Consider the following 17430-nt stretch of genomic DNA (forward strand, 5'->3'; position numbering starts at 1 on the left):
AGTCATGAGTCGTAAACAACTGGCCCTCTTAGAACCCGCGCTGGTTCGCCAGGCGTTGATGGATGCGGTCAAAAAACTCAGCCCGCGCGTGCAGTGGCACAACCCGGTGATGTTTATTGTCTGGATTGGCAGCGTGGTCACCACCGCGCTGGCTGTTGCAATGGCAACCGGGCATCTGGCGGGCGATGCGGGCTTTACCGGCGCGATTAGCGTTTGGCTGTGGTTTACGGTGCTTTTCGCAAACGTAGCCGAAGCGCTGGCTGAAGGCCGCAGTAAGGCGCAGGCCAACAGCCTGAAAGGCATCAATAAGACAGCATTTGCCCGCAAACTGCGCGAGCCAAAATATGGCGCGCAGATGGATCACGTCCCGGCTGACGAGCTGCGCAAAGGCGACGTCGTGCTGGTCGAAGCGGGCGATATCATCCCGTGCGACGGGGAAGTCATCGAAGGTGGCGCATCGGTCGATGAGAGCGCGATCACCGGGGAATCTGCACCCGTGATTCGTGAGTCTGGCGGCGATTTCGCTTCCGTCACCGGCGGGACGCGGATCCTCTCCGACTGGCTGGTGATCCAGTGCAGCGTCAACCCAGGCGAAACCTTCCTTGACCGCATGATCGCGATGGTCGAAGGCGCGCAGCGTCGTAAAACGCCAAACGAAATCGCGCTGACCATTTTACTGGTGGCCCTGACGATTGTTTTCCTGCTGGCAACCGCCACCCTGTGGCCGTTCTCCGCCTACGGCGGCACGGCGGTCAGCGTCACGGTACTGGTCGCGCTGCTGGTCTGCCTGATCCCAACCACCATCGGCGGATTGCTGTCGGCGATTGGCGTGGCGGGGATGAGCCGGATGCTCGGCGCAAATGTCATCGCCACCAGCGGTCGCGCCGTAGAAGCGGCGGGCGACGTGGATGTGTTGCTGCTCGATAAAACCGGGACCATTACCCTCGGCAACCGCCAGGCATCTGAGTTCCTGCCCGCGCCCGGCGTGGATGAAAAAACGCTGGCCGACGCCGCGCAGCTCTCATCGCTGGCCGACGAAACGCCGGAAGGCCGCAGCATCGTTATTCTCGCAAAACAGCGCTTTAACCTGCGCCAGCGGGATGTGCAAAGCCTGCAGGCCACCTTTGTGCCGTTCACCGCGCAAACGCGTATGAGCGGGATTAACATCCAGGATCGCATGATTCGCAAAGGCTCCGTTGACGCAATCCGCCGCCACATTGAAGCCAACAACGGCCACTTCCCACCGGAAGTCGATCGTCTGGTTGAGAACGTGGCGCGTCAGGGCGCAACGCCGCTGGTGGTCGCCGAAGGTGCAACCGTGCTCGGCGTCATTGCCCTGAAAGATATCGTGAAAGGTGGCATTAAAGAACGCTTTGCCCAGCTGCGTAAGATGGGGATTAAAACGGTGATGATCACCGGCGATAACCGGTTGACCGCCGCCGCGATTGCCGCCGAAGCGGGCGTGGATGATTTTCTGTCTGAAGCCACGCCGGAAGCCAAACTGGCGTTGATTCGTCAGTACCAGGCCGAAGGACGCCTGGTGGCAATGACCGGCGACGGCACCAACGACGCCCCGGCACTGGCACAGGCGGACGTCGCGGTGGCGATGAACTCGGGCACTCAGGCGGCGAAAGAGGCGGGGAATATGGTCGATCTCGACTCTAACCCGACCAAGCTGATTGAAGTGGTGCACATCGGCAAACAGATGCTGATGACGCGCGGATCGCTGACCACGTTCAGTATCGCCAACGACGTGGCAAAGTATTTTGCCATTATTCCAGCGGCGTTTGCGGCGACCTATCCGCAGCTCAACGCCCTGAACGTGATGCATCTGCACTCTCCGGCGTCGGCCATTCTCAGCGCCGTGATTTTTAACGCGCTGATTATTGTCTTCCTGATCCCGCTGGCGCTTAAAGGCGTGAGCTATAAACCGCTGACGGCGGCCGCTATGCTGCGCCGCAACCTGTGGATTTATGGTCTGGGTGGACTGGTGGTGCCGTTTATCGGTATCAAGATTATCGACATGCTGCTGACCGTGTTCGGGCTGGTTTAAAAGGTAAATCAAATGACGATGTTACGCCCCGCTATACTGCTGTTTATTCTGTTAACGCTGGTGACCGGCGGGCTTTATCCGCTGCTCACAACGGCACTCGGCCAATGGTGGTTTACCGATCAGGCCAACGGTTCGCCGATTATCCAGAACGGTGAAAATCGCGGTTCGCGCCTGATTGGGCAGAATTTTACCGACGCGGGCTACTTTCAGGGGCGTCCTTCCGCCACTGCGGAAAGCCCGTATAATCCGATGGCGTCTGGCGGGAGTAATCTGGCGGGGAGCAATCCCGAGCTGGATAAAGCGATCGGCGAACGCGTTGCCACACTTCGCGCCGCCAACCCGCAGGCCAGCCGTGATGTGCCCGTTGAGCTGGTCACGGCCTCTGCCAGCGGGCTGGATTACAGCCTGACGCCCGAATCGGTCGCATGGCAGATCCCGCGCGTGGCGGCCGCCCGCCAGTTGACCACGGAACAGGTGCGTCAGGTCGTTGAGGAACATACGCAAAAGCCGCTGGTCAATTTTATCGGTATGCCGGTAGTGAATATTGTTGAGCTAAATCTGGCGCTGGACGCGCAAAGGAAAAACTAAATGACCGACGAGCCTGTGCGCCCGGACCCTGACCGACTGCTGGAACAGACAGCCGCCCCGCATCGCGGCAAGCTGAAAGTGTTCTTTGGCGCCTGCGCGGGCGTCGGGAAAACGTACGCCATGCTGGTGGAAGCGCAGCGGCTGCGGGCGCAAGGTTTAGACATTGTGGTAGGCGTGGTGGAAACGCACGGACGCAAAGAGACGGCGGCGCTGCTGGAAGGATTAGCCACGCTGCCCGCCCGGCGGACCAGCCATCGCGGTCGTCTGGTGACGGAATTTGATCTCGATGCCGCCCTCGCCCGCCGTCCGGCGCTGATCCTGATGGACGAACTGGCGCACAGCAACGCGCCAGGCTCGCGTCATCCAAAGCGCTGGCAGGATGTCGAGGAGCTGCTGGAAGCGGGTATCGACGTCTTTACCACCGTTAACGTGCAGCATCTGGAAAGCCTGAACGATGTGGTCAGTGGCGTGACAGGAATTCAGGTGCGCGAAACCGTGCCCGATCCCTTTTTTGATTCCGCCGATGAGGTGGTGCTGGTCGATTTGCCGCCGGACGACCTGCGCCAGCGCCTGCACGAGGGCAAAGTCTATATTACCGGTCAGGCCGAACGGGCCATCGAACATTTCTTCCGCAAAGGGAATTTGATCGCCCTGCGTGAACTGGCGCTCAGACGCACCGCCGATCGGGTGGACGATCAGATGCGTGCCTGGCGTGACCGACAGGGACAGGATCGCGTCTGGCACACCCGCGACGCGATTTTACTGTGTATCGGCCACGGGAGCGGCAACGAAAAGCTGGTGCGCACCGCCGCGCGGCTGGCGGCAAAATTTGGCAGCGTCTGGCATGCGGTTTATGTCGAAACGCCGCATCTGCATGCGCTGCCTGAACATCAACGTCGCGCGATTCTGAGCGCCTTACGCCTGGCACAAGAATTGGGCGCAGAAACCGCCACGTTGTCCGATCCCGCAGAAGACAAAGCCATTCTCCGCTACGCCCGCGAGCATAATCTGGGCAAAATTGTGATTGGCCGTCGCCATCATCGCCGCTGGTTTAGCCGTGAGTCGTTCGCCGATAAACTGGCAAAACGCGCGCCCGATTTAGATTTGGTGATTGTCGCCCTTGATGACAAACCCGCTCCCCTGCCAAACCGAACAGCAGATGTGCGCCCTTTCGGCGAGAAATGGCGTATTCAGCTGCGTGGCTGTCTGGTCGCGACGGTTCTGTGCGCGCTGATCACGTTCGTGGCCAGCCAGTGGCTTTTCGCCTTTGACGCGGCCAATCTGGTGATGATTTATCTGCTGGGCGTGGTGATTGTCGCCCTGCTTTACGGTCGCTGGCCGTCAGTGCTCGCCACGGTGATTAACGTCGCCAGCTTTGATCTGTTTTTTATCGCCCCGCGCGGAACGCTGGCGGTGTCGGACGTGCAGTACATTCTGACGTTCGCGGTGATGCTTACCGTCGGCCTTATCGTCGGGAATCTCACCGCAGGTGTGCGCTATCAGGCACGTATCGCCCGCTATCGCGAGCAACGCACGCGTCATCTTTATGAGATGTCAAAATCGCTGGCAGTGGGCCGCACGCCACGCGATATCGTTCAGACCAGCGAGCAGTTTATTCGCTCGACGTTCCACGCCAGCAGCCTGATTTTGCTGCCCGATGAGCACGGGAAACTGCGCCCGTTGACCTCGGCCAGCGGTATGACGCCGTGGGATGACGCCATTGCCCGCTGGAGTTTTGATAAAGGCTTACCCGCAGGCGCGGGCACGGACACTTTACCCGGCGTGCCCTATCTGATGTTGCCGCTGCGCAGCGCCAACAAGACGCTGGGGCTGGTGATTGTGGAACCGACCCATCTGCGACAGCTGATGATCCCGGAACAGCAGCGTCTACTGGAAACCTTCACGTTGCTGGTCGCCAGCGCTCTCGAAAGACTGGCGCTGACGGCAAGCGAAGAGCAGGCCCGAATGGCCAGCGAGCGTGAGAGCATCCGCAACTCGCTGCTGGCGGCGCTCTCTCACGATCTGCGCACGCCGCTGACCGTCCTGTTTGGCCAGGCGGAAATTTTAACGCTCGATCTGGCGGCAGAGAATTCCCCGCACGCGCCTCAGGCCAGTGAAATACGCCAGCATGTGCTCAACACGACGCGGCTGGTGAATAATCTGCTGGATATGGCGCGCATTCAGTCCGGCGGATTTAACCTCAAAAAAGAGTGGCTGACGCTGGAAGAGGTGGTTGGCAGCGCCCTGAAAATGCTGGAACCCGGTCTTGGCGGGCGACACATTTCTTTGAACATGCCGGAACCGCTGGCGCTGATTCACGTTGACGGCCCGCTGTTTGAGCGTGTGTTGATTAATCTGCTGGAAAACGCGGCGAAATACGCGGGCACCAAAGCAGAGATTGGGCTGAATGCGGGCGTGGCAAATCAGGCATTACGTCTTGAGATCTGGGACGACGGCCCCGGCATTCCCGTTGGACAGGAATCGGCTATTTTTGAAAAATTTGCCCGGGGAAATAAAGAGTCTGCCATTCCGGGTGTCGGGCTTGGGCTGGCGATCTGCCAGGCCATCGTCGAGGTTCACGGTGGGACCATCGACGTGCACAACCGTCCGGAAGGCGGGGCCTGTTTTTGTGTTACACTTCCGCTAGAAGCCCCGCCGGAACTTGATGAATTACCAGAGGATTTGTGATTAACGTTCTGATTGTTGAAGACGAACATGCGATTAGCCGTTTCCTGCGCGCCGCGCTGGAGGGGGACGGCTTGCGCGTGTTTGACGCCGGAACGTTACAGCGTGGCCTGATTGAAGCCGCGACGCGCAAACCCGATCTGGTGATCCTCGATTTAGGTTTGCCAGACGGCGACGGCATCGATTTTATCCGCGAGGTTCGCCAGTGGAGCCAGATGCCGATTATTGTGCTTTCTGCCCGCGCGGAAGAGACCGATAAAATTGCCGCGCTTGATGCCGGTGCCGATGATTATCTCAGCAAACCCTTTGGTATCGGCGAACTGCAGGCGCGACTGCGCGTGGCGTTACGTCGTCATAGCGCCACGACGCCCGCTGAACCGGTCTACACCTTCTCAGACATTCAGGTTGATCTCGCCGCGCGGCGCATTCTTCGAGGCGCGCAAGAGATTCACCTTACCCCGATTGAATTTCGCCTGTTGGCCATTCTGCTGAATAACCACGGTAAAGTGCTGACACAGCGCCAGCTACTCAATCAGGTATGGGGCCCGAATGCCGTCGAGCATAGTCATTATTTACGCATATATATGGGCCATCTTCGTCAGAAACTCGAAGTTGACCCTGCACGCCCTCGCCATTTATTAACCGAAACCGGTATCGGTTATCGCTTTATGCTTTGAATAAGTATTCACTTTATTTAAACCACCAGCCTAAAATATCTCTTTTTATATTTACCCAATATCAAAAAGTTTATAGATGATTTATTTAAAATAAATCAGAACATCCATTCAACACAAGATTAACACCATCATTACAATGCAGAATTTTGATCTGCACTATTCACTCAAAACGAATATTTATTTCTGATTTGATCGGTTAATGGTGATCATACTCACGGTTTACCGCCTTTTCCTGGATAGAATGACCATGCTTTCAATTACTGAAAGGAAAATAAGCATGGAAAACAATAATCGTTTAATGCCTCATATCAGGCGGACAACGCATATTATGATGTTCGCCCACCGCAACAGCTTTGATTTTCATTTCTTCAACGCCCGGTAGATCCCCGTCTGCTGGCGTGTTCGTACACAGGTTATTCTGAACCCCTTGTTTTACAGGCCATTGCCTGTGAACCTGCACGCTTATCCTTTTAAATCCTGAGTGCTTCGTCACCGGACGATTGGGATTTAACTCATCAAAAAAGCAAATTTACTGATTTTTTATCAGCGGCCACACTTTGTTTTTTTCCGGGAAATATCGATTTCTTATTTAAAAGAAACCGATGGGTGAATATTGCCAAAAATAAAGAGATGAATATGAAACTGCTAAAAATCGCTGTCAGTCGTGCCTGCCCAGATTGTTTTACCACCACACGTGAAACGGTCGATATCAGCGCCTCAGATTATATTGATATCGCCGCCGTGGTTCTGGCCGTCAGTGATATTTTCAACGGCACAATAGAAGAAATTGAAGCCACCGGCTTTGGTATTCCGGTATTTATTGCCACTCACAAAGAAGAGATTGTTCCGGCAGAATATTTATCGCGCATTCAGGGTGTTTTTGAATGCAATGACACCAGCAACGACTTTTACGGACGCCAGCTGGAAGCCGCCGCGCAGAAGTACGAAACCCAACTGCGCCCGCCGTTTTTCCGCGCGCTGGTGGACTATGTCAACCAGGGCAACAGCGCATTCGACTGTCCGGGGCATCAGGGCGGCCAGTTTTTCCGCCGCCATCCCGCCGGTAATCAGTTTGTGGATTTCTTCGGCGAGACGCTGTTCCGCTCCGATCTGTGCAACGCCGATGTGGCCATGGGCGATCTGTTGATCCACGAGGGCGCGCCCTGCACGGCACAGAAACACGCCGCAAAAGTGTTTAACGCGGATAAAACCTATTTCGTGCTGAACGGGACGTCGTCGTCCAATAAAGTCGTGCTCAATGCCCTGCTGACACCGGGTGATTTGGTCCTTTTCGACCGCAATAATCATAAATCTAATCACCACGGCGCACTCATTCAGGCAGGCGCTACGCCGGTTTATCTGGAAACTGCACGCAACCCGTACGGGTTTATCGGCGGTATCGACGCGCACTGTTTCGAAGAGAGTTATCTGCGCGAGCAGGTTTCTGAAGTGGCACCTGGACGCGCCCGCGATGCGCGCCCTTTCCGTCTGGCGGTGATTCAGCTCGGAACCTACGACGGCACCATTTATAACGCCCGTCAGGTGGTCGATAAGATTGGTCATCTCTGCGACTACATTCTGTTTGATTCCGCCTGGGTCGGCTACGAACAATTTATCCCGATGATGGCGGATTGTTCCCCGCTGCTGCTGGATCTGAACGAAAACGATCCGGGTATTTTGGTCACGCAATCGGTGCATAAACAGCAGGCTGGATTCTCGCAAACCTCGCAGATCCACAAGAAAGACAGCCACATTAAAGGTCAGCAGCGTTACGTTCCGCACAAACGGTTGAACAACGCTTTTATGATGCACGCCTCCACAAGCCCGTTCTATCCGCTGTTTGCGGCTCTGGATATCAACGCCCGCATGCACGAGGGGCAGAGCGGACGCAACATGTGGATGGACTGCGTGGTCAATGGCATTGAAGCGCGCAAATTGATTCTGCAAAACTGCCGGTTTATCCGCCCATTTGTTCCGGAAACGGTGGACGGCAAAGCGTGGGAAAGCTGTCCAACTGCCAATATTTCATCAGATTTACGCTTCTTCCACTTTGTACCCGGCGAACGGTGGCACGCCTTTGAGGGGTATGCCGAGCACCAATATTTTATCGATCCGTGCAAATTACTGCTCACAACGCCGGGCATTAACGCGCGTACCGGTGAATATGATGAGTTCGGCGTGCCGGCCACCATCCTCGCTAATTTCCTGCGCGAGAACGGTATCGTCCCGGAGAAATGCGATCTCAACTCGATTCTGTTCCTGCTCACGCCGGCCGAAGATATGGGCAAGCTGCAGCAGCTTATTGCGCAACTGGTGCGTTTCGAAAAACTTCTGGAAACCGACGCACCGCTGAAGGAGGTGCTCCCGTCACTGTATAAACAGCATCCTGAACGCTACGCCGGTTATTCGCTGCGCCAGATTTGCCAGGAGATGCACGATCTCTACGCCCGTCACAACGTCAAACAGCTGCAAAAAGAGATGTTCCGTAAAGCGCATTTCCCACGGGTAATGATGAACCCGCAGGAGGCCAATTACGCCTATCTGCGCGGTGAAGTGGAACTGGTTTCTCTGCGCGACGCCGAAGGCCGAATTGCCGCCGAAGGCGCCCTCCCTTACCCACCGGGCGTGCTGTGCGTGGTCCCAGGAGAAGTTTGGGGCGATGCGGTTCTGCGCTATTTCACTGTGCTTGAAGAGGGTATCAACCTGCTGCCGGGCTTCGCACCGGAACTCCAGGGTGTGTATATCGAAGAGTGTGACGGGCGCAAACAGGTACGTTGCTACGTGATTAAACAACCCATTGCTCAACCCACGCTGCTGAAAGGGGAAAAACTATGAGTAAATCCAATAAGATGGGCGTTGTGCAGCTCACTATTCTGACAATGGTGAATATGATGGGCTCAGGCATCATCATGCTGCCCACCAAACTCGCGGAAGTGGGGACGATCTCGATTATCTCCTGGCTGGTCACAGCCGTCGGGTCGATGGCGCTGGCGTGGGCATTTGCTAAATGCGGAATGTTTAGCCGTAAGTCCGGCGGGATGGGCGGCTACGCCGAATACGCCTTCGGTAAGTCGGGCAACTTTATGGCGAACTACACCTACGGCGTGTCGCTGCTGATCGCCAACGTGGCGATCGCGATCTCGGCGGTTGGCTACGGGACGGAGCTGTTTGGCGCAGCGCTCACCCCGGTGCAGATCGGCCTCGCGACCATTGGCGTGCTGTGGATTTGTACTATCGCCAACTTTGGCGGCGCACGCATTACCGGGCAAATCAGCAGCGTGACGGTCTGGGGAGTGATCATCCCGGTCGTCGGACTGTGCATTATCGGCTGGTTCTGGTTTAGCCCGACGCTGTACGCCAACTCCTGGAACCCGCATCACGTACCGTTCTTTACCGCGGTTGGGTCGTCGATTGCGATGACGCTGTGGGCATTTCTTGGGCTGGAGTCAGCGTGTGCCAACGCCGAAGTAGTGGAAAACCCAGAGCGCAACGTGCCGATCGCGGTATTGGGCGGCACGCTGGGTGCCGCAGTGATTTACATCGTTTCGACCAACGTGATCGCCGGGATTGTGCCGAATATGGATCTGGCAAACTCTACCGCGCCGTTTGGTCTGGCTTTTGCGCAGATGTTTACGCCGGAAGTCGGGAAAGTGATCATGGGGCTGATGGTGATGTCCTGCTGCGGTTCACTGCTCGGCTGGCAGTTCACGATTGCGCAGGTATTTAAATCTTCTGCGGATTCCGGTTATTTCCCAAAAATCTTCTCGCGTGTGAGCAAGTCAGAAGCGCCGATTCAGGGGATGCTGGCGATTGTCATTTTCCAGAGCGGTTTGTCGCTGATGACTATTAGTCCGTCCCTGAGCACTCAATTCAATGTGTTGGTCAATCTGGCCGTCGTGACGAATATCATTCCATATATCTTGTCGATGGCAGCGCTGGTGATCATTCAGAAAATGGCAAATGTCGAACCAGGCAAAGCGAAAGTGGCCAATTTTGTGGCGCTGGTCGGGGCGATTTACAGCTTCTATGCGCTGTACTCTTCCGGCCAGGAAGCGATGCTGTATGGCGCGATGGTGACGTTTATGGGCTGGACGCTGTACGGTCTGGTGTCACCGCGTTTTGAACTGAAAAATAAGCACAGCTGAGGTAAACGTAAAACGGCAACCCTGCGGTTGCCGTTGTTTTCCCCTCTTCCGTGGAAGAAGGTTGAGGTGAGAGCTTCAGCCCCACCCGCTCAAACACATTTACGCGTTTTTCAGCACTTCGCTGACAATCTCTACCGCTTCTTTCTCAATCAGCTGACGGTGTTCGTCGCCGAGGAAGCTTTCGCAATAGATTTTGTACGCATCTTCCGTACCGGACGGACGCGCTGCGAACCAGCCGTTTTCAGTCATCACTTTCAGACCGCCGATGGACGCACCGTTACCTGGCGCCGCCGTCAAACGTGCGGTGATCGGGTCACCCGCCAGCGTGCTCGCGCTCACCATCTCTGGAGAGAGCTTAGACAACGCCGCTTTCTGAGCCGAGGTTGCACTCGCCTGAATACGGTTGTAGCTCGGCGCACCAAACCGCGCAGCCAGCTCATTGTAATGTTCCTGCGGATTTTTACCGGTGACGGCCGTGATTTCCGCCGCCAGCAGGCACATGATGATCCCGTCTTTATCGGTCGACCACGGTGTGCCGTCGAAACGCAGGAAGGAAGCGCCCGCGCTCTCTTCGCCGCCAAAACCGAAGCTGCCGTCATGCAGACCGTCAACGAACCATTTGAAACCTACCGGCACTTCCACAAGCCGTCGGCCCAGATCGTTCACCACGCGGTCAATCATCGCAGATGACACCAGCGTTTTACCTACCGCTACCTCTTTACCCCACTGAGGGCGATGCTGGAACAGATAGTTAATCGCCACCGCCAGATAGTGGTTTGGATTCATCAGGCCCGCAGGGGTGACGATACCGTGACGGTCATAATCCGGGTCGTTGGCAAACGCCAGATCGAATTTGTCGCGCAGCGCCAGCAGGCCGGCCATCGCGCACTCTGACGAGCAGTCCATACGGATTGCGCCGTCTTTATCCAGATGCATAAAGCGGAACGTCTGATCGACCTGATCGTTCACAATGGTCAGATCCAGCTTGTAGAACTCCGCGATGCGTTTCCAGTATTCAATACCGGAGCCACCAAGCGGATCCACGCCCAGTTTTAAACCGGCTTTCTGAATCGCTGCGATATCCACGATATCCGCCAGCCCTTCGATAAACGGCTGAACCAGATCGATCTCTTTCACGTGACCAGAAGCCATCGCGGCATCCAGAGAAATACGTTTAACACCTTTCAGACCATCCGCCAGCAGCGCGTTCGCACGGTCTTCCACCACTTTGGTGACGTTGGTATCAGCCGGGCCGCCGTTAGGTGGGTTGTATTTGATACCGCCATCATCCGGTGGATTGTGCGATGGCGTGATAACGATACCGTCCGCCTGCGCGCCGCCTTTTTTGTTGTGCACCAGAATAGCATTCGAGACCGCAGGCGTTGGCGTATAGCCGTTGTCTTCCTGGATAACGACATCCACACCATTCGCTGCCAGCACTTCCAGTACGGAGATGAAGGCCGGTTCGGACAGCGCATGAGTATCTTTACCGACGAAGCACGGACCGGTAATACCATTTTTGGCGCGTTCTTCAGCGATGGCCTGAGCAATGGCCAGAATATGCGGTTCGTTAAAGCTGTGGCGCGCCGCGCCGCCGCGGTGGCCAGACGTACCAAACTTCACTGCGTGTTCTGCGTTGCCCACTTCCGGCTTCAATACATAGTACTGAGCGGTAAGCTGAGCGACGTTAATCAAATCGCTTTGTTGCGCAGGCTGACCCGCGCGTTCGTGATTTGCCATTGCCTGGTCCTTCTTATGCAAGGGTTAAATTGTACCGCAAACCTTTTCAATCAATTCCGCCGGGAATTGCATTGATTGCATGATGTGTTCGACCATGCTGCATTTGCGTCCGGTGTTGGTATTGGTGATGACCCAATAAGGGGTACCCGGAACCTGTTTTGGTTTGGTTTGGTTACCGTTTTGAATCAGCGTCTGCTCATCCGCCGCGAAGTACACGCGCGTACGGCCGTGAAGCGACTCGGTCGCCTCTGCAAACGCTTTGTTATCCAGTGAATAAAGTGTAGTCAGCACCAGCAGAAAACGGTTAACCGCTTTCTTTTGCTCTGCATATTCGTCGGAGAGCAGCAGTTCACGCACAGCACGCACTTTGTCTTTAACCGGCGCAACGGTTTTAGCTTCCGCCACGACGTTTGACGCGCGAACCTCTTTCGAAACCGGAGTTGCAGGCTGTGAAGCGGCAGAAAATTTCAGCATGCGACGTAAAATGTCGGACGCACTCTCGCCAATATGTCGCGTGTGGCTGGCAATATACGCATAGAGCTCATCATCAACTTCGATTGTTTTCATCTTAATCCAGTGCAATATCTTATCTGAATACAAGTCGTTGGGATTATAGGGGCTAATCCCAACCGCGGATAGGGTCAAGCCAGGGTGGCGGCAAAAGTCAGAATAAACTGGATCCTTGCAGCCGGGCGGCAGAATGGTCAACATAATACCCTAACCTGACATACGTAAAAAAAGAACTTTGCCATGAAATTGAATAGCCGAGCGCAATCTGCACAATCGCCGAACAATAATTCTCCCATCGTACTGGTTCACGGGCTTTTTGGCAGCCTCGATAATTTGGGCGTGCTCGCGCGCGATCTGGTTACCGATCACAATATTCTGCAGGTCGATATGCGCAACCATGGGGTTTCACCGCGCGATCCAGAGATGACGTATGCGGCGATGGCCCAGGATCTGCTGGATACGCTCGATGCGAATAACATCGAAAAAGCGACGCTGATTGGCCATTCAATGGGCGGTAAAGCGGTGATGGCCCTGACGGCGATTGCGCCAGAGCGTATTAACCAGCTGGTGGTGATTGATGTGGCACCTGTGGATTACGATGTGCGTCGCCACGACGAAATTTTTGCGGCGATCAATGCCGTCACTGAAGCCAATGCGAAAACCCGTCAGCAGGCTGCGGCGATTATGCGCGAGCATTTAGATGAAGAAGGCGTGGTGCAGTTTCTGCTGAAGTCGTTCGTCGAGGGCGCGTGGCGGTTTAACGTCCCGGTTCTGTGGGATCAATACGATAACATTGTTGGCTGGCAGCCAATTCCAGCCTGGCAGGCCCCTACGCTCTTTATTCGCGGCGGCAATTCACCGTATGTCACAGAAGCCTATCGCGATACGCTGCTGGCGCAATTCCCGCAGGCGCGTGCGCATGTGATTGCCGGTGCAGGCCACTGGGTTCACGCCGAAAAACCGGACGCGGTGCTGCGCGCCATCCGCCGTTATCTCTCTGAGAACGCGATTTGATTAAAATGTCAGCGACTGGACACCTGTTGGCCTCCAGTCGTTGGCGTGCTGATATCAGTAATGTATGATGTCGCGCTCATCGCCCCGGCAATAGCAGGGCCGCTCGTTTTCCCCGAAGTCTCTGAATCATGGCCAAAGAACAAACGGACCGTACGACATTAGATCTGTTCGCGACTGAACGTCGACCGGGACGACCTAAAACCAATCCGCTTTCGCGCGATGAACAGTTGCGCATCAATAAGCGAAACCAGCTTAAACGCGACAAAAGTCGTGGGCTTAAACGCGTCGAGTTAAAACTCAATGCGGACGCAGTCGACGCCCTAAGCGAACTGGCTGAGGCCCGTGAAATCAGCCGCAGCGAGCTGATCGAAGAGATGCTTATGCTGCAACTGCAGGCATTGCGCCATTCACAGTAAAAGTCTGAAAAATCGCCCTTACCCCACTTTCATGTAGCACAGAGTGCAGTCCCGCGTGATAGCTGTTTCCGCTGACTTCTCTGTTCTGCTATGATTGCCCTTATCCGTGGACAATTTGTGCCACCATACCATTAAGTTTCAAGAGGTTATTTTACTCATGGCAATCATCGGCATTTTCTTCGGCAGCGATACCGGTAATACCGAAAACATCGCAAAAAACATTCAAAAACAGCTAGGTAAAGACGTTGCCGACGTCCATGACATTGCGAAGAGCAGTAAAGAAGATCTCGAAGGTTACGATATTCTGCTGCTGGGCATTCCAACCTGGTACTACGGCGAAGCACAGTGTGACTGGGACGATTTCTTCCCAACGCTGGAAGAAGTCGACTTTAACGGTAAGCTGGTCGCGCTGTTCGGTTGCGGTGACCAGGAAGATTACGCAGAGTACTTCTGTGATGCGCTGGGCACCATTCGCGACATCATCGAACCGCGCGGCGCGGCGATTGTCGGTCATTGGCCAACGGCGGGTTATCACTTTGAAGCGTCTAAAGGCCTTGCGGATGACGATCATTTTGTGGGCCTGGCGATTGACGAAGACCGTCAACCAGAACTCACCGCAGAACGCGTAGACAAATGGGTTAAGCAGATCCGCGAAGAACTTCACCTCGACGATATCCTGAATGCCTGATTGATCGTGCGGCGCTGCAAAACTGTTGCGCCGCATTGATAGGTAATTCCAATTAAAATAATTGCTACAAATTTTTAACTTTTGCTTTCATACCTGTACAATATCCCAGGTTAAAGTGGATGCCTTCGCTCAACTTTGTTGGCGATACCACGTTTTTATAAGCATACTTTGCTTGAGACTTGCAGTTTTCATTTAGGCATGGCAGTTCTATAATGAAACGCATTATCCCAAGTGCATTTTCTGTCACTTCTTCTTTAGAAGTGAATCGTTTAGCAACAGGACAGATTCCGCATGACTGACAACAATACCGCATTAAAGAAGGCTGGCCTGAAAGTTACGCTTCCTCGTTTAAAAATTCTGGAAGTACTGCAAGGGCCGGACAATCACCATGTCAGTGCGGAAGACTTGTATAAACGTCTGATCGACATGGGCGAAGAGATTGGCCTGGCGACCGTTTATCGCGTTCTGAACCAATTTGATGACGCCGGGATTGTCACCCGTCATAATTTTGAAGGCGGTAAATCCGTTTTCGAACTGACACAACAGCATCACCACGATCACCTCATCTGCCTGGATTGCGGCAAGGTGATTGAATTTAGCGATGAATCTATCGAATCTCGTCAGCGTGAGATTGCCACTCGTCATGGTATCCGTCTGACCAACCACAGCCTGTACCTCTACGGTCACTGTGCTGAAGGCGATTGCCGCGAAAACGATCACGCGCACGACACCAAATAATCGTCTTGCATACTCTGAGCCAACCTGACGGTTGGCTTTTTTTTGCCTGCTAGACCTGCTAAAAATAAAAAACCCGGTTGTGCGCCATCCAACTCGCATCAGGATGGCGCACAACCGGGCGTGGCAAAAGAGAATTACTTAGTGTTATTGCTGCGAATCTCCTGCCAGATCTTGTCACAACGCTTTGCCACTTCCTGATCATTGCCGGTTTGACGCGCCTGAATACAGGCCTGGTAATCCAGCACCCGCACATTTTCCTGCGTCGCAAACTGCTCGTGCGCTTTCTCTTTTTTCAGCACATTCAGCACGCTCTGGCAGGCTTCAATTTTTTCTGGCGATCCTTCGGCGGTGTTAATACAGGCGCTGTAGGCCTCTTTCAGTCGTGAGTCTTCTTTTGGTGCTTGCGGCTGTGCGCAGGCGACCAGTCCCGATGCAAGCATCGCGACGATAACACATTTTTTCAACATATCAGTCTCCATTCCGGCGGGATGGGGGAATCATCCCGCCGGCGTGTTCATCAGAAAATGGTGAAGGGTGCGATGACCATGAATTTCACGTCACGCTCGTCCTGGAAGATGTTGCCGTAACCGCCCGAGTAGCTTGGAATGTCGGAATGGTTGTCGTATTGAGTGAAGTGCAGTTTAAACATCGTGCCCTTCGCGCGACCGTCCTGAAGGGTGTAGATGGCATCGAGGCTGTATGAGGATTCTTTCAGGCGATAGTTCGGATCGTAGTAAGCGTCCGGCGTCGCCATATCCGCAGGTTTTGCGTCCCATGCATACGCGTAAGATGCGCCAACTGCCCAGCCCGGCAGATTCCAGTTTTTCAGGTCATACATGGCACCGAAGAATACGGCTTTCTCGCCATCGGCGTTGAAATCCGAACGGTTATCCCACCAGATATCCAGGCGACCATTTGAAGATGCGTAGGTCGGCGTCATACGCTGCAGGAAGTAGCCCTGCTGACCTTCGGCCTTCACGTATGTCCCTTCCAGGCGTAAATCAACCTGCCCGATTTTGTAGCCAAAGGTCAGCGCCTGAAGCCATGCCGTGCCGTCATACAGATCGTTCACACCGCCATCGCTGACTTTGTCACGCGTACCGTAGAACTGATAACTGGTCGACAGCGGGCCGCCAACGATATCGAATTTATAGCTGGCTTTGGCGAAGTACTGATCCACGTATCCTTCTGCCTGACCAAACGCCGCTTCCAGCACTAAATCGTTTTTAAAGTCATATTTCGCCCCTAACGAGTGGAGATACTCGACTTTGGTTTTCTTGTCATTCTGGTAGAACTTGTCCATCTCAAGGTGCCATGGCGCTTTATATTCGTTGGTCCACATATAGGAGAAACTCAACGCGCCCGCATCGCCATAGTCAAAGTTTGCTCCGGCTTCAGCGCCCTGATACGTCCCTGGCATAAAGCTCCAGTGTGGGGCTAACAGCGTCTGACCGGTTGGCTGAATATAGCCACCGCGTGCCCAAACCGGACCGTATTTGAATTTAGCGGCCGCTTTGTAGAGGCTGATTCCACTCTTATCACCCGACCAGTCTTCTTTGTAGGCTTTGTTACTGGAGGAGAACGCAATTTCGTTCGGGTGGGCGCTGTCGCCATTTTCCGCCATCTCGATGGCAGTAAACGCCGCAATATCCAGCCCGAACATGTCCGCAGCGTAACCAGACTGGAAATCAAGATTGGCGTTCCAGGTGGAATGGGACAGGTTGGTTTTGTATTTGTCTTCGGTGACGTCTTTACGGTCACGTTCACGCTGCCAGTAATAGATACCGCCCGTGAGCGTGGAATCATCGATAAAGCCTGCTGCCTGAGCCTGCGGAGAAGCGATAAAGCCAGACATTGCTGTCACACCGGCAATAGCCAGCGCCAGCGCACTACGTTTGCCACTGAACGTACGCATAGTTGTTCCTCTTTGACGAATTAAAGCGCCTTAAACGGCGAAAAATCTAAAAAGACCAAACGGTCAGGGGTAGTTATAAATACCCTCGAATTAACTACCGTCTGTAGACTATTTTTCGCGACGCGAATTATCAATGCTTTTCAGTGGGCAAAATGCAGGATTATGACGAAGTGCACATAATTGGTAGTGATTTGTAACATATACATCAGGAAGGGTTTTGTCATTAAAAAATCAACTAAATTCAATCACTAATAATTATTG

15 protein-coding genes are annotated in these 17430 nt (G+C 54.4%); 11 read left to right on the plus strand and 4 right to left on the minus strand.

All coding sequences use genetic code 11. The features are described 5' to 3' along the window. The first annotated feature begins 4 nt into the window (after window positions 1–4). The 7 genes from kdpB to potE all read left to right on the plus strand — a co-directional run bounded on the left by kdpB (window position 5) and on the right by potE (window position 10148). On the plus strand, window positions 5–2053 hold the full coding sequence (kdpB, locus tag AC0LWE_RS07325) for a potassium-transporting ATPase subunit KdpB (protein WP_059178637.1): 2049 nt from the start codon (window positions 5–7) through the stop codon (window positions 2051–2053). 12 nt (window positions 2054–2065) lie between these two features. Further along, window positions 2066–2641 carry a potassium-transporting ATPase subunit KdpC gene (kdpC, locus tag AC0LWE_RS07330; protein WP_216981709.1) on the plus strand — a complete coding sequence of 192 codons (576 nt, stop codon included), beginning with the start codon at window positions 2066–2068 and terminating at the stop codon, window positions 2639–2641. After that, on the plus strand, window positions 2642–5329 hold the full coding sequence (gene kdpD, locus AC0LWE_RS07335; RefSeq protein ID WP_219346876.1) for a two-component system sensor histidine kinase KdpD: 2688 nt from the start codon (window positions 2642–2644) through the stop codon (window positions 5327–5329). Next, window positions 5326–6003: a two-component system response regulator KdpE gene (kdpE, locus tag AC0LWE_RS07340; RefSeq protein ID WP_202713698.1), complete on the plus strand. Its 678-nt coding sequence runs from the start codon at window positions 5326–5328 to the stop codon at window positions 6001–6003. The genes kdpD and kdpE overlap by 4 nt, the downstream gene beginning before the upstream one ends. Window positions 6004–6280: 277 nt before the next feature. Next, on the plus strand, window positions 6281–6385 hold the full coding sequence (gene speFL, locus AC0LWE_RS07345) for a leader peptide SpeFL (protein ID WP_106875989.1): 105 nt from the start codon (window positions 6281–6283) through the stop codon (window positions 6383–6385). 254 nt (window positions 6386–6639) lie between these two features. Beyond that, the gene (speF, locus tag AC0LWE_RS07350; RefSeq protein ID WP_219346877.1) at window positions 6640–8838 is read left to right on the plus strand and encodes an ornithine decarboxylase SpeF; all 2199 of its coding nucleotides are present in this window, start codon (window positions 6640–6642) and stop codon (window positions 8836–8838) included. Beyond that, window positions 8835–10148 (plus strand): putrescine-ornithine antiporter, encoded by a 1314-nt coding sequence (gene potE / locus AC0LWE_RS07355; protein ID WP_059178641.1) that lies wholly within the window; start codon window positions 8835–8837, stop codon window positions 10146–10148. Before speF ends, potE begins: the two co-directional genes overlap by 4 nt. A 99-nt stretch (window positions 10149–10247) precedes the next feature. On the opposite strand, the gene pgm is transcribed toward potE, so the two are convergent. Together pgm and seqA are read right to left on the minus strand one after the other, a co-directional pair. Continuing rightward, window positions 10248–11888, minus strand: a complete 1641-nt coding sequence (gene pgm / locus AC0LWE_RS07360; protein WP_202665223.1) for a phosphoglucomutase (alpha-D-glucose-1,6-bisphosphate-dependent) — start codon at window positions 11886–11888, stop codon at window positions 10248–10250. 24 nt (window positions 11889–11912) lie between these two features. Next, a complete protein-coding gene (gene seqA, locus AC0LWE_RS07365; RefSeq protein WP_059178643.1) occupies window positions 11913–12455 on the minus strand; it encodes a replication initiation negative regulator SeqA in 543 nt (180 codons plus the stop codon). A gap of 183 nt (window positions 12456–12638) precedes the next feature. Here seqA and ybfF point away from each other — a divergent pair, with 183 nt between their 5' ends. From ybfF to fur, 4 genes are all read left to right on the plus strand, one after another. Further along, entirely contained in the window at window positions 12639–13412 is a 774-nt protein-coding gene (ybfF, locus tag AC0LWE_RS07370; RefSeq protein WP_219346878.1) for an esterase, read from the plus strand. A 128-nt stretch (window positions 13413–13540) separates the two neighbouring features. Next, a complete protein-coding gene (gene ybfE, locus AC0LWE_RS07375; protein WP_012016600.1) occupies window positions 13541–13828 on the plus strand; it encodes a LexA regulated protein in 288 nt (95 codons plus the stop codon). A 157-nt stretch (window positions 13829–13985) separates the two neighbouring features. Next, the gene (gene fldA, locus AC0LWE_RS07380; RefSeq protein ID WP_059178645.1) at window positions 13986–14516 is read left to right on the plus strand and encodes a flavodoxin FldA; all 531 of its coding nucleotides are present in this window, start codon (window positions 13986–13988) and stop codon (window positions 14514–14516) included. Between the two features lie 291 nt (window positions 14517–14807). Then, entirely contained in the window at window positions 14808–15254 is a 447-nt protein-coding gene (fur, locus tag AC0LWE_RS07385) for a ferric iron uptake transcriptional regulator (protein WP_012016598.1), read from the plus strand. Window positions 15255–15388: 134 nt separating this feature from the next. Here the strand turns inward: fur and chiQ are convergent, their stop codons facing one another. Next, a complete protein-coding gene (gene chiQ, locus AC0LWE_RS07390) occupies window positions 15389–15718 on the minus strand; it encodes a ChiQ/YbfN family lipoprotein (RefSeq protein WP_410199983.1) in 330 nt (109 codons plus the stop codon). 53 nt (window positions 15719–15771) lie between these two features. Then, window positions 15772–17169, minus strand: coding sequence for a chitoporin ChiP (chiP, locus tag AC0LWE_RS07395; protein ID WP_059178646.1), 1398 nt, complete (start codon window positions 17167–17169; stop codon window positions 15772–15774). Window positions 17170–17430 lie beyond the last annotated feature (261 nt).

The organism is Lelliottia sp. RD5 (assembly GCF_056032945.1).

What these genes read in the sequence shown, in the direction of transcription:
- kdpB (WP_059178637.1), top strand. Translation starts at nt 5, where the DNA reads ATGAGTCGTAAACAACTGGCCCTCTTAGAACCCGCGCTGGTTCGCCAG.
- kdpC (WP_216981709.1), top strand. Translation starts at nt 2,066, where the DNA reads ATGACGATGTTACGCCCCGCTATACTGCTGTTTATTCTGTTAACGCTG.
- kdpD (WP_219346876.1), top strand. Translation starts at nt 2,642, where the DNA reads ATGACCGACGAGCCTGTGCGCCCGGACCCTGACCGACTGCTGGAACAG.
- speFL (WP_106875989.1), top strand. Translation starts at nt 6,281, where the DNA reads ATGGAAAACAATAATCGTTTAATGCCTCATATCAGGCGGACAACGCAT.
- speF (WP_219346877.1), top strand. Translation starts at nt 6,640, where the DNA reads ATGAAACTGCTAAAAATCGCTGTCAGTCGTGCCTGCCCAGATTGTTTT.
- potE (WP_059178641.1), top strand. Translation starts at nt 8,835, where the DNA reads ATGAGTAAATCCAATAAGATGGGCGTTGTGCAGCTCACTATTCTGACA.
- pgm (WP_202665223.1), bottom strand. Translation starts at nt 11,888, where the DNA reads ATGGCAAATCACGAACGCGCGGGTCAGCCTGCGCAACAAAGCGATTTG.
- seqA (WP_059178643.1), bottom strand. Translation starts at nt 12,455, where the DNA reads ATGAAAACAATCGAAGTTGATGATGAGCTCTATGCGTATATTGCCAGC.
- ybfF (WP_219346878.1), top strand. Translation starts at nt 12,639, where the DNA reads ATGAAATTGAATAGCCGAGCGCAATCTGCACAATCGCCGAACAATAAT.
- ybfE (WP_012016600.1), top strand. Translation starts at nt 13,541, where the DNA reads ATGGCCAAAGAACAAACGGACCGTACGACATTAGATCTGTTCGCGACT.
- fldA (WP_059178645.1), top strand. Translation starts at nt 13,986, where the DNA reads ATGGCAATCATCGGCATTTTCTTCGGCAGCGATACCGGTAATACCGAA.
- fur (WP_012016598.1), top strand. Translation starts at nt 14,808, where the DNA reads ATGACTGACAACAATACCGCATTAAAGAAGGCTGGCCTGAAAGTTACG.
- chiP (WP_059178646.1), bottom strand. Translation starts at nt 17,169, where the DNA reads ATGCGTACGTTCAGTGGCAAACGTAGTGCGCTGGCGCTGGCTATTGCC.